The organism is Streptomyces sp. NPDC044106 (genome assembly GCF_056433985.1).
On sequence record NZ_JBWKFZ010000008.1, the window covers coordinates 341,850 to 354,978 of the forward strand.

Consider the following 13,129-nt stretch of genomic DNA (forward strand, 5'->3'; position numbering starts at 1 on the left):
CGGGGGCGGGCAGCATGTCGGACCTGAAGAAGGACGCGGAATCCCTGCACAAGGCGGCCTCCGTCCTGGGCAAAGTGGATCACCACACCACCAAGCCGCTGCACGACTTCAAGGCCGCCTCACACGACATGTCCGCGTTCGGTGTGCTGGGTTCGCTGATGGGTGCCAAGGACGACATCCAGGACGGCATGGACACCATCGCCAAGCTCACCAAGAACCTGCACAAGGAGTGGGAGGACGAGGCGAAGTTCCTGGGCGACGTCTCCGATGCCTTCGACCTGCTGGACGTCCTGCTGAGCGCAGCGGCCCGCGCCAGGAAGGGCTGAGCCGTCCATGGGCTTCGACATCCCCGGCATCGACGTCGACGACCTCAACCCGCTGAAATGGATCAACAAGGCCAACCACGCCTTCGGCGACACCCTCGCCAGCAATCTGGAGTTCCTCGGCATCACCGACCCCGCCGTCGACCCCGACGGCATCCGCGAGATAGCCAAGCAGTGGAGGGCCCTGGCCAAGGGGCTTGACGCCGCAGCTCACGCCGCCGAGACGGCGCTCACGGATCTGGAGTGGGAGGGCAAGGCCGCCAAGGCCCTCCACAAGCGGGCCAAGACCGCCCGCACGCAGGCCACCAACATGGCTGACTCGCTACGCGACGGCGCCAAGGCGCTGGACGACTTCGCCGACGAGGCCCACGAGCTGCTGACCGAGATCGGTGTGATCCTCGCGGAGATCGCCGAGTTCGAGATCGCGAGTCTGGCCCTGTCGGTGCTGACCGGTGGCCTGTCCGTGATCGCCGGGAACCTGGCGGCCGGTGCGCGGGCGGCGAAGGTCGTGGCGCTGATCGCCCGGATCGAGAAGTCCGGGACCCGCATGGCCTCGGTCATCCGCACCGTGATGGAGGCGATCCGCGGCCTGGAGCGGGCGCTGAAGGCCCTCGGGGAGATCAAGACCATCGCCAAGGCCGGCAAACTCGCTGGCGAGGGCATGAAGTTCGCCGCTTTCGACGCGTTGTTGAAGGATCCGGCGACGTTCAAGGATCCGGGCAAGCTGGCGGAGACCCTGGCCATGGGGGCCGCCTTCGGGGTGGGCCTCGGCGGTCTGGGCAAGGTTCTCGGTAAGGGCCTGGGCAAGCTCAAGCCCAGCGAACTCGCCAAGCTCGGCAAGACGTTGGGGCTCGACGGCTCGGGCCTGTCCCGGCTGAAGCTGCGTCCCTCGGAGTGGGAGAAGCTGCCCGCATCCATCCGGGCCGCACTCAAGAAGTGCGACCTGGACCCGATCGACGTGGCAACCGGCGACATGCTGCTGCCGCAGACCGACGTGCAGTTGCCCGGCGTGCTCTCCCTCGTGCTGGAGCGCACGCACCTCTCGTCATACCGGTGGGGCGGCTGGTTCGGCCCCAGCTGGGCCTCCACCCTCGACCAGCGTCTCCAGATCGACGAGGACGGGATCATCTACGCTGCGCCCGACGGCGCCCGCCTGGCCTACCCGCTCCCCGCTCCCGACAGAACTGATCCTGTCTACCCCGAGTTGGGCCCCCGAATACCCCTGACCTGGGACGACGAGGTCGACGGCGCTCTGCGCCTCAACGATCCCGACACCGGACACACCTACGTCTTCCACTCCCCATGCCCTGCCGATGACGGGCAGGCGGTCGACCTGCCCCTGCAGGCCATCGTGGACCGCAACGGCCAGCGCATCACCGTCCTCTACACCGTCGACGGCACTCCTGTGGAAGTCGCCCACAGCGGTGGCTATCGCATTGCCCTTGACCGCGACCGCGACCTGCCCCGCATCAGCGCCCTGCGCCTGCTCGAGCCGGACCAGCCTGACGGCCGGGGCACCGTCCTTGTCTCCTACGGCTACAGCGAGGAGGGCCACCTCACCGAGGTCACCAACTCTTCCGGCCTACCTACTCGGTTCACCTACGACACCGAGGGCCGCATCACCACGTGGACCGACCGCAACGGCACCACCTACGCGTACACCTACGACCAGCAGGGCCGGGTCGTCCGCACCGAGGGGAGCGACGGCTTCCTCTCCGGAACTCTTGTCTACGACGACGCCACGCGCACCACCGCAGTCACCAACTCCCTGGGTCACACCACTCGTTACGAGCACAACGAAGCCCTGCGCCTGATTCGCAAGACCGACCCACTCGGGCACACCATGCTCCAGAAATGGGACACCGAGCACCGGCTCACAGCGATCACGGACGCCCTCGGCCACACCACCCGCTACACCTACGACGGGCAGGGCCGGATCACCTCCGTACGGCACCCGGACGGAGGCGAAACACGCACGGAGTACAACGAGTTCGGGCTGCCGAGGACGGTCATCGATCCTGATGGCGCCCAGTGGCATCACACCTATGACGCCAACGGCAACCGCACACAGCTGACCGACCCGGCCGCGGCCACTACCCGCTACTCGTTCACCACGGCGGGCCATCTCGCCAGCGTCACCGACGCCTTGGATAACACGCTGCAGATACGTGCCGATGCAGCGGGGCTACCGGTCGAGATCACCGACCCGCACGGCGCCCGCATCACCTACGAGCGTGACCAGTTCGGCCGGCCCGTCGCCCTGACCGACCCGCTGGGCGCGGTAACCCGCCTGGCCTGGACGGTGGAGGGCAAACTCACCTCCCGCATTGCCCCGGACGGCGCCCGTGAGTCATGGGAGTACGACGGTGAGGGCAACTGCACCAAGCACACCGATGTGCTGGGCGGCATCTCACACTTCGAATACACCCACTTCGACCTGCTCGCAGCCCGTACCGGCCCCGACGGCGTGCGCTACACCTTCACACACGACACGGAACTTCGCCTCACCCAGGTCACCAACCCGCACGGCGCCACCTGGAACTACACGTTCGACCCTGCAGGCCGCCTGGTCGGGGAGACAGACTTCGACGACCGCACCCTCGCCTACACCCACGACGTGGCAGGCCGCCTCACCACCAGGACCACTCCGGCCGGGCAGACCATCCGCTACGAACGCGACCCGGTGGGCCGGACGCTCACCAAGGATGCGGACGGCACCACCGTCTACACCTACGACTCCGCAGGCCGGCTGACGGAGGCCAATGGCCCCGACGCCGCGCTGAACCGTCGCTACGATGCAGCCGGCCGACTGCTGGCCGAAACCGTCAACGGCCGCACCACCACCTACGCGTACGACCTCCTGGGACGTCCTGCATCCCGCACCACTCCCACCGGCGCGACCAGCACCTACGCCTACGACGCTGCCGGCAACCGCACCCATCTGACCACCGCTGGCCACGCCCTTACTTCCGAGCACGACGCGGCCGGACGCGAACTGTCCCGCCGCATCGGCAACCACCTCACTCTGGCCAGCACCTTCGACCCCCTCGGTCGCCTGACCGACCACACCGTCACCCATGCCACCGGCGCCACGATCCAGCAGCGCACCTACACCTACCGGGCCGACGGTTCTCCGACCGCCGTCAACGACCAGCTCAACGGTTCCAGCCGCTTCGAGCTCGACGCAGCGGGTCGTGTCACCGCGGTCCACGCCACCGACTGGGCCGAAACCTACGCCTATGACGAGGCCGGCAACCAGACCCACGCCACCTGGCCCTCCACTCACTTCGAGCAGGAGGCCACCGGACCGCGCACCTACACCGGCACCCGCATCACCCGCGCCGGTCAGATCCGCTACGAACACGATGCCGCCGGACGTATCACCCTGCGCCAAAAGCGCCGCCTATCCCGCAAACCGGATACATGGCGCTACTCCTGGGACGCAGAAGACCACTTGGTGTCGGTGGTCACCCCGAACGGCACCGTCTGGCGCTACACCTACGATCCGTACGGCCGACGCACAGCCAAACTCCGGATAGCGGCCGACGGGGAATCAGTCGTCGAGCGCACCGACTTCACTTGGGACGGCACCACCCTCTGCGAGCAGACCACCACCTCGGCAGAGCTACCGAACCCGGTCACCCTCACCTGGGATCACCAGGGCATGCGCCCGATTGCTCAGACGGAACGCCTCACCGCGGCCGATGCACCCCAGGACGAGATCGACTCGCGCTTCTTCGCGATCGTCACCGACCTCGTCGGCCCCCCCACCGAACTCGTGGACGAAGCAGGGGACATCGCCTGGCGCGCTCGCACCACCCTCTGGGGGACGACCAGTTGGGAGTCGACCAGCACCGCGTACACCCCGCTCCGATTCCCCGGCCAGTACTTCGACCCAGAGACGCATCTCCACTACAACTACTTTCGCCATTACGACCCCGAGACCGCCCGCTATCTCACCCCTGACCCCCTGGGGCTGACACCGGCACCAAACGCGTGCACCTACGTCAGAAATCCATTCATATGGATCGACCCCCTGGGTCTCACACCCTGCAGCCCGGGAACCCAGCAGGATGCGCGCCTGGCGCTGGACCGCGCTGAAGAGCTGCAAGGCATTCGGAATGACTACTGGATGGCCGACGTCAAGGGAACCACCTCGGTGATTGGGGTATTCAATTCCGAGACCAAGCAATACACGAAACGCATCGGTATTAATGGCGAAGGCCCCATGCCTAGTGCGTGGAAATTGCGAGACGGTGAGACATTCGTGCGCGCTCCCGGGCATGCCGAGGAAGGTATACTCAAGTCCCTGGGCCCCAACGAGCACGCCGTTTACGGGGCGGCTTCGCGCAACTTCTGCAACGACATATGCCTGCCGCAGATCAGCGCACGAGGCGTAGAAGTAGGGGGTCAGGGGATTCGCGGCCACATGCCGCAGAACTCACCTTACACACTGTTCTGGAGCAAGGGAGACTGAGTTGACTCGCAACGTGGAGACCTACTCCGCACTTCACGAGATCCCGGATATTTTCCTTGCGGGATTCTGTCTTTCCTGTGCGGAGCGCGGGAGCGGAGTTTTCTCCACTCTTGCCGATGAATCGGATGCCGAATGGTTCTCCTACGTCCTGGACAGCGCCTGGAAGGCGCCGCTCGGCGAAGTGGAAGAGGGTGAGCTCCTGGAAATCTTGGAGGAGTTCGAGGCTAGGGGAGAATCGCTCGAGGCCGATGATCCGGGAACCAAGGGGTTCTCCATCCTCCAGTCTGCGATGCTCGCAGCCAATGCAATCGCCGTCTTCATGAATCCGATTCCTTCACGGGCCGAGATGTCCGGCCAGACCCTAGAAACAATCCTCGGTAGCTTCGACTACAAGCTCGGCGGCAGCAGAATCGCCATGATTGAGGCAGGAGAGGAAGAAGAGGTCGGACGGCTCCAGCAACTGGAACAGGATGCCCAGAAGGCCTTCGTGGCCTCCGTCCGGAACTTGAACAGCGACCAGGTGGAAGCTGGACTCACAGGAGCATTCCTGGAAGATCTTCGCGGCTCTTGCGCACCCGTTCGTGACGAGATCAAAATGGCCACCGCATCCGTCGCTGAACTCGCCGGATGGGACGGGGAATGACGCTTCCTGTCGATCGGCTTCATGATCAGTGACCATCAGGGAGTCGCACCTGGGATCGTTGAAATTCGGTTCGTGCTTTGCGCGATGGTGGGCGTGGTGGCGCTCGCGTTCGAGACTGGCGCAGTGTGCCCGGAGAGTGCGCAAGGTCCTCCCGGTCAGGTAGCCCTCAGTGCCCAGCGGACGGAGGCGTGCAGGGGCTCGTCATCGGCGGCAGCGATCCGCTGCTTCAGTATTTGGGTGAGCAGCTTGTCCTGGCAGGTGGGCGCTGCGGCCCGGAGGGCAGGCCCTTTGCGGAGCCGTAGTGGTGGGGTCATCTCCGTATTCGGCGAGCCCCAGGACCCCGGTGATCACGCTGCCATGAGGTGCTGGGTGGTCACCGTGGCTGGTCCGGTCGGCGACCCACCGGCAGGGCCGCTACGGGTTTGGGAGGAATCCGTCGGCTGGCAGTGTGAGAGCAGCGAGGCCAGCGGGGCCGCCGAGGTGGAGTAGGCCGGCGCCGGTCACTACGTTGCTCACGGGCGCCGCCGTGATCAGAGAGTGGACCGCCTTGCCCGACGGAAGATCCCATAGGCGCACACCCGTCCCGCCCGCAGAGGCAAGCATGACCTCGCGGGACTTGAGGTACAGGGGAGCGAGTGCCGTCACGGAATCACCTGGAATCGCGATCCTCTGTGGCAGCCCGAACCAGCGGCTCTGTTTGTGCCCTGGCCAGAGCCAGAGTCCGTCGTAGGAGGCTGCGGCCAGGTAGAAGCCCTGCCTTGGCGTGGGGATGACGCACAGGGCGCGGATCCAGGATGGATCGTTGATCTCTTCCCCGCCGATGAGGCGCCGGGTCTTGAGGTTCCACAGGAGCAGCCTCCCGCGCACGGCTGCTACCAGTCGGCCGTCTGGCAGCGCGGCCATGCAGGTGATGTCGCCCGGGGAGCTGCCATCGGGTAGAGGCAGAGCGTGGGATTTGGTGCTGTCGTGCAGCCAGACGCCGCTCCTCGCGGCCGTGATCACGCCGGATGGCACGCCGTCGACCAATGCCGTCGTGCACCAGACCGCCTCCCCGGTCGGGATGCGCCTCAGGGCCTGTTTTCGCTCCATGTCCCACAGGGTCATAGCCTCGGAGCTGGCCACGGCGAGGATCAGTTCGGTGCGTGAGGGAATCTGTCGTACGCCGCGAATGCCTGGGAACGGGTGCTCCTCATAGAATCTGCCGCGCTTCGCGTCGAAGAAGGTGATCCGGCTGTTCGCGGCCACCGCCAGGAGGCCGTGTTGGCGCAAGCGGCTGTCTTCCACGTGACAGAGGCTCCCCGGGCGTGCCGGTGGGTGGACAACTATGACGGGGTGTCCCGCGCGCGCCCTGGGTGCGGTCCGCCCTCGCGCGCTGGATCGGGCGGCAGACGGCGGGGGGCCTTCTTGTCCCGGGACGGTCAGCCGGATCCCCTCCTTGCCAGCGGTGGCCACGGCCCATGGACGGGTACGTCCGCCGACTCCGGCGATCGCGTCCACCTCCGATACCGGAAATTCTGCCAGCAGTGGCCGGGACGCTCCCGCGAAGTCCAGCACGCTCAGGGTCCGTCTGCGTACGACGGCGAGTACAGGGTGTCCCTGCGGGCCTGTCACCGAGGCCAGCCGACTGGCCGCCCAGGGGATCCGGTCGACATTCTTGCCGGTTTCGGGATCCCACACGTAGAGGCCGTGCTTGACGCCGTGAGAAGTCACCAGCAGGTCGTAGCCTTGCGGTCCGCGCACAGCAGCCATCACATGGCCCTTGAACGACCCGCCCAGGTCCAGGAACTCCGGTTCGGTAGGGCTGTTGACGGGGTCCCACAGGTGAATGCCGGCCCGCCGCCCGCCGTAGGCGATCCGCACCATGCCGTCCCGGCCATGCAGCACGACCGAGTTGTCGGGGCGGTGAAGCGGCACCGGGTAGGGGACCAGCTCGGGCCGACCGTACTCGCCCGGCCGCCACAGCTGCAGGCATTCCTCGCTGAGGAACGCGACGAGCCAGCGGTCTTCTCCTTGGCGGAGCACTCTCACCTCGCCGCCGCGCAGGCCGTCTTCGCGGGCCACGGGGCGGCCTGACAGCGGGTCCCAAACTCTCGCGCCGTGGTGGTCGGTGGAGACCAGGAAAACCCGGCCGCTGCTTCCGGCGAGGGGGGCGAGGCCACTCGTGCGTACTCCGCTGATGCTGGAGACAGACCTTCCCGTCCCGCCGTCCCAGACCCGGACCCCGTCATAGCTCGCCGACGCCACAAGCGCACGCCCATCGGGAAGACCGAATCCATGCAGAGCCGTCACCCGGCCGACTGCCTGAGCAAGCACGTTCGCCGCGGGTATCCAGTCCGACCAGGCCGGATTAAGCACTGGTGGTTCGGGTACTCGGGCTGGATGGCCGAGGGGGAGAGTGCCCTCTTCGGGGGGTTCCCCGCCCAGCGCCTCCCTCAGGAAGACGATGCTGTCCAGCCGTGAGGCGGTGTCGGTGGTCTCGTCCACGTACGGCTCGACCAGCGCGGCTGCGGTCACGTTGCGCCGGGTCAGGTCATAGACAGGCAGTGGGAGTTGGAGTCGGCTGCGCAGTTCCCCGGAGGTTTCCCGGGCCAGCATTCCCGCGGACAGGTGCTGGTCGTCCAGCACGCCGGCGGCGTCAGCATGGGCAGCCAGGTGACGCAGGACGTACGGGTGGGGAGCGTGTGGCCGGTCGCGTTCGGCAAGTTCCCCCAGAGCCTCGGCGATGGCCCGGTGTACCCGGCGCGTCGTGGGCAGCGGCCGTACGCCGCCCACGACCTCGATGTCGAGCAGCTGGTCCGGCTCGGTGAGTAGTTTCTCCGCAACCCGCTGGTGCACAGGCCGGTAGACAGTTCGGCCATCTTCCTGGCCCTCCGTCAGGTACCCGACGAGGCGGCTTGAACGGAACGTTCGAACGGCTTCGTCCAGGTCCTCGGCGTCTTCGCCGCAACCGTCCTCCACGAGTATGGCCCGCACGACGGCGGGCCATACCTCTGCCCAGGGCAGACCGGCACCGGGGGCGAAGGCCGTGGCCCGCAGCACCGTCAGCAACAGGCGCGCCGGCGTCCCCGTATCCCGCGCGACATGTTCCAGGTCCTCGCGCAGCAACCCCGTCGTACCGTCCTCGAGCCGCTCCAGCCACGCATCCTCGTCGAGGTCCTGAACGGTCGGGGCGGCGCGCAGCTGGGCTGCGGCCAGGCGGGCGTCGAGGAAGGACGGCCACACTCCCTCGGCCACGATGCGCGCTGTGGCTTCCGCGGTGTTGACCCGGTCCCGGTAGGGGCTCGTGCCGCTCAGCAGGAGTGAGGTCACGTAGGCGGTGATGTCCGTGCGTGCCTCTGACTGATCGGTGCGGAGCACCTCGTGGGGGACTCCCTGAAGAGTGTCCTCCTCAAGCGCGCCGAGCAGCGTCGCGAGCAACTGGTCGGCGTCCTCATCGAGGTCGGTGGCGTAGCCGTCGAACCCGATGGAGCTCCGTATACCGAGCAGCAGGCGCACGCGGTGGCTCCGCGCCAGAGGGAGGACCACGTCGGCGATGCACGCGGCCGGGTCGGCGGCCTCGTCCAGTCCATCGAGCACGACGGTGACGCGTGCGCGTTCATCGAGGTGTTGCAGGAGGACAGGCAGCAATGGGGCGTCGCCCTCGGGAAGAGGGAGACGGCAAGCGGCAAAGAGGTCCTGGAGGAGAGTCATCGAGGTTTTGGCACGGGCCAGAAGCGCGATGTCCACAGCCCCTTCGGCTGGGCGCACGTCCTGCGGGAGGGCTTGCGCCATGGAGGAAAGGTCCGGATCCGCGAGGAAGTCTGGATCACTCAACGTCACGAGCCGAGCCAGCAGCGCGGACTTGCCAGAACCTGCGGATCCCGTGACAACCAACACACCGGTTCCGGAGCGGGTAAAGGAGACCAAACTGCGCATCAGCGCAGCCCGGCCGCTGAAGTACCAGCCCGGATCCTGGTCACTGGTCCTGCCCGAGGCCCGCGACGTCCAATACGCGAGGGTGCGGCGCGAAAGCGACACCTGGACCCGCGGGGCGGATACCAGTGGCTCGACCGGCCGGTAGCGGGGATTGGGCAGGCAGGCACTCGGCACGTCCCGTTGACGGTGGGGCCACAGCCACTGCGGTTCCATGCGCTGAGGATCCTGCGCACTGGCCTGATCCAGGAGCTTGCCCCACTGCTCGAAGGAGAGGTGGGAGCCGACAATGCCGAGCGACTCGTCGCCAAGTCGGGCCAGCACCCGCGAGATCACCTCGCTGAACTCCCCTGCGGCTGGCTGCTCGTGGAGGTCGGCACTCGCCACCACAGCCACCGTGCGCGTGGCCCGTCGTTCGGGGCTCATCTCAGACACGATCGAGGCGACATCCTCGCGCAAGGCCCCAGCGAAGCAGGAATCCACGAGGACCAGCACATGCTCGGCCGGGCTGTGCAGAGCAGCGGACACGATCTCCCGGGTGGGGAACGCCGTCCTTTCCAGGGCGTCTTCCTTGGTGTACGCAAACATGAGGTAGTGGTTGCGGGCGCCGGTGCTCATGCCGTGGCCGGTCACGTAGACGACGAGAGCCTCATCCGCAGGGGTCTCCACGAGGTCCTGCTCGGCCAGAAACCGCTTCAGGTCCTGCACCGAGTGCAGATCGCCGGCACGAGAGACCGTGAACCGGTGCTCTTCGGCAAGGACAGGTGAGGCGAGCCAATCGGTGACGACGGATACCTGAGCCCCGATAGCCCGGGCGAAGTCCGCGTTGCCCTTCTTGTAGTCGTCGACGCTTACGACCACAAGCCGCCGCCCAGCCGTCACCGGCTGCTGGTCCCCCTGCACGAGCACCTCACTGGATCTCTAAAACCTCCCCAGGCCCACACGATACGATCTGCGCGCCGACGGGGCGGACAGGGGGCAGCAGCATGAACGAGACCACCGAGGCAGACACGCACATCGTCGGTGTTCACGGCATCGGCCAGGGAAGGACCAACGAGACCCGCCTCGCGTACGACTGGGGCAACGCACTCAAGCGGGGCCTGACTCGGAAGTACGGCCCCCACACCGCCATCCCCAGCCTGACGGTGCCCCACTACACAGGTCTTTACCGGCCCGCCGCCGTCGGCGGCGACAGGCACCTGGGCCCTGGCGACGTAGAACTGCTCGACGCGGACGAACCGATGGGCACGCACGAGGAGGACTTCGTCATCCAGGCCCTCACGGCCTACGCGCCGGGTCCGCTTCCCGAGGCACGCCCCCACCAGGGCACTCTCGGCGCTCCTCTGCCTTACATCCCCAATGCGGTATCCCGTCGCCTCGCGGCGGCGGACGCCCGCCACGGACGGGGGGCCGGGGCAAAGGTTCTGATTCTGGTCCGGCAGGCATACCGCTACCTGCACGACGAAGAACTCGGTCAGCAGATCCGCAAGGTGATCCGGGCCGAGATCGAACGCTCCGGAGCGCGCGTCCTCATCGCTCACTCGCTCGGCAGCGTCATCGCGTACGACATGCTTCAACGCCGGGAACTGCAGGCCCCCGACACCCACACCCTGATCACCTGCGGCTCCCCGCTGGGCTGGCTCACCATACGCAGCGGCCTTCCGGGCGACGCCCACCTGAGCGTGCCGGAGCCGCTCCATTGGCATAATTTCCACGCCGACGGAGACCTTGTAACCGGAGGGGTGGGCCTCGCGCACGTTGTGACGTCCGGATCGCTCCTCGACACCCGCGTCAGCAACGGCATCGCTACCCCCCACGACGCCGTCCGATACCTGTCCCAGGCCCCCCTCGCCTACACGGTCGCTACGCGGACCGCCGCTTCATAGGACTCTGTTAGGTGTTCCTGTTCATGCTGTTCGGCTGCATGTCGGGTATGCGGACAGGCGGCAAGTTGCAGATGTGTGCCGAGTTGGCGGAGTTCGTGACGATCTGAATGCGGTTTCACGGAGGGCGTCCGCGTGAACTGAGTGTGGGGGATCTGCCGCCGACGCAGATACTGGCGGATCTCGCGGGAGGAGTAGGCCCGGTCGGCCAGTACGTGAGCGGGCCGGGTCCGCGGGTGACCACCGCCGATGCGGGGAACCGGCACGCGATCGCCCCCGTCCTTCACGCCGAACGTGCGTGCCATGAAGGGGGCCTTGGGATCGAGGTCCGATCCGGGGTCCAGCTCGGTCAGCGGCAGTGTGCTCGACGGGCGGCTGCCCGCCCGGGTTCGACGGCGAGAAGCACAAGGCTCTCCGAGCAGGCCCGCGGACACTGTTCTTGTTCACGCACGTGCTGTCGGTGCTGGGCGTCGACTGTCGAACAGCCCTCACTGCCGATCGAGATCGGACACAGGGGTCGATGTGGCGTGTGAGGCGGGAGGATGGGTGGGTGCTGTCCCAAGTCTGGGGCCTGACTCATGACTCTTCTGACCAAGGTGCCCCGGTCACATAGTGTCGGCCGTTGGCTGGGGATGGTGCGTTGTTGGTGCCGGGCTGGCGGGGCGTGTCCCGATAGGGGCCTGCCGATTGTTGTGGCGTCCTCACGATTCTGACCGCCTGACGCGGCCCGGTACCGGCAACGCGACGCGTCATTGGACTGGGAAGGGATCGGGTATGGCGACTTCAACCGTGTCCAGTACGTTGCCTGCTTCGAAGTCCCGCCGTCGCCGTCCGGCGGGGGAGGTGGTGCTGTAGGTGGATACGCATCGTGATGCGCATGTGGCTTCGGTGCTTTCCTTGACGGGGGCGGTGTTGGCCACCGGCGAGTTCCCGGCCAGTGCGGTTGGTTACCGGGATCTGCTGAAGTGGGTCAGGAAGTCGGGAGCCGTGAGGCGGGCTGGGGTGGAGGGGACTGGCTCCTACGGGGCGTCCTTGACCCGCTATCTGTTGGCCCAGGGTATCGACGTGTTTGACGTGAACTGGCTGGACCGGGCTGATCGTCGTCGGCGCGGCAAGTCGGATCCGCTCGATGCTCAGAACGCGGCGCGAGCCGTATTGAGCGGACGGGCCTGTGCTCGTGCCAAATCTGGCGACGGGCCGGTGCAGATCACCAGGATGTACAAGCTCACGAAGGCGTCGGCCGTCAAAGCCCGTACGCAGGCCACCAACCAGCTCAAGGCCGTCCTCGTCACTGCTGACCCCGCCTTGCGGGAAGAACTGGCCCACCTGGGTAATGCCGAACTCTTCCGTACCTGTGGGCGGTTCGCCGATGCGAGCAGTCGCGAGAATGCCGGCGGGGAGTCGGTGCTGCAGGCCACGCGGATCACACTGGGTCTGCTCGCCCACCGGATCGGCCAGCTCTCCGAGCAGATCCGGGAGGTGGACACTCGCCTGGCCCGCCTCGTGAAATGCCATGCCCCGCAACTGCTTGATGTGGTGGGCATCGGTCCGGACACGGCGGTCGCGTTGCTGATCACGGTGGGAGACAACCCGGAACGCTTGGACAGTGAGGCGTCCTTCGCCGCGCTGTGCGGGGTCAGTCCCGTCGAGCGTTCCTCGGGACGCCGGCAGGTCCGCCGCTTCAACCGCGGCGGCGACCGGCAAGCCAACGCCGCCCTCCACCGCATTGTGTTCACGCGCCTGCGGGTCGACCCACGTACCAAGGACTACTACGAGCGCCGGATCAAGGAGGGGAAGACCCGTCGCGAAATCATCCGTTGCCTCAAACGCTACGCGGCCCGGGAGGTCTTCCACCTGGTCAAACAGCTACAGCCAGCACCCCGCTCATAGG

At 66.9% G+C, this 13,129-nt stretch carries 6 protein-coding genes and 1 pseudogene; 5 read left to right on the forward strand and 2 right to left on the reverse strand.

All coding sequences use genetic code 11. The features are described 5' to 3' along the window. Positions 1–14 precede the first annotated feature (14 nt). From AC07DI_RS17050 to AC07DI_RS17060, 3 genes are read left to right on the forward strand one after another with little or no spacing between them, the layout of a single operon-like run. Positions 15–326: a hypothetical protein gene (locus AC07DI_RS17050; RefSeq protein WP_478905064.1), complete on the forward strand. Its 312-nt coding sequence runs from the start codon at positions 15–17 to the stop codon at positions 324–326. A 7-nt stretch (positions 327–333) separates the two neighbouring features. Continuing rightward, the gene (locus AC07DI_RS17055; protein ID WP_478905065.1) at positions 334–4,800 is read left to right on the forward strand and encodes a DUF6531 domain-containing protein; all 4,467 of its coding nucleotides are present in this window, start codon (positions 334–336) and stop codon (positions 4,798–4,800) included. Positions 4,801–4,813: 13 nt separating this feature from the next. Then, a complete protein-coding gene (locus tag AC07DI_RS17060; RefSeq protein WP_478905066.1) occupies positions 4,814–5,443 on the forward strand; it encodes a hypothetical protein in 630 nt (209 codons plus the stop codon). Between the two features lie 414 nt (positions 5,444–5,857). Here AC07DI_RS17060 and AC07DI_RS17065 read toward each other — a convergent pair whose 3' ends face one another. After that, positions 5,858–10,258: an AAA family ATPase gene (locus tag AC07DI_RS17065; RefSeq protein WP_478905067.1), complete on the reverse strand. Its 4,401-nt coding sequence runs from the start codon at positions 10,256–10,258 to the stop codon at positions 5,858–5,860. An 83-nt stretch (positions 10,259–10,341) separates the two neighbouring features. Between AC07DI_RS17065 and AC07DI_RS17070 the strand changes: the two genes are divergently transcribed. After that, positions 10,342–11,241, forward strand: a complete 900-nt coding sequence (locus AC07DI_RS17070) for a lipase family protein (protein ID WP_478905068.1) — start codon at positions 10,342–10,344, stop codon at positions 11,239–11,241. A 149-nt stretch (positions 11,242–11,390) separates the two neighbouring features. Here AC07DI_RS17070 and AC07DI_RS17075 read toward each other — a convergent pair. Beyond that, positions 11,391–11,507 (reverse strand): annotated as a pseudogene (locus AC07DI_RS17075) (IS5/IS1182 family transposase); the annotation flags it as partial. 586 nt (positions 11,508–12,093) lie between these two features. Between AC07DI_RS17075 and AC07DI_RS17080 the strand changes: the two are divergent. After that, positions 12,094–13,128, forward strand: coding sequence for an IS110 family RNA-guided transposase (locus tag AC07DI_RS17080; RefSeq protein ID WP_478905069.1), 1,035 nt, complete (start codon positions 12,094–12,096; stop codon positions 13,126–13,128). Position 13,129: the final 1 nt, after the last annotated feature.

What these genes read in the sequence shown, in the direction of transcription:
- AC07DI_RS17050 (WP_478905064.1), top strand. Translation starts at nt 15, where the DNA reads ATGTCGGACCTGAAGAAGGACGCGGAATCCCTGCACAAGGCGGCCTCC.
- AC07DI_RS17070 (WP_478905068.1), top strand. Translation starts at nt 10,342, where the DNA reads ATGAACGAGACCACCGAGGCAGACACGCACATCGTCGGTGTTCACGGC.
- AC07DI_RS17055 (WP_478905065.1), top strand. Translation starts at nt 334, where the DNA reads ATGGGCTTCGACATCCCCGGCATCGACGTCGACGACCTCAACCCGCTG.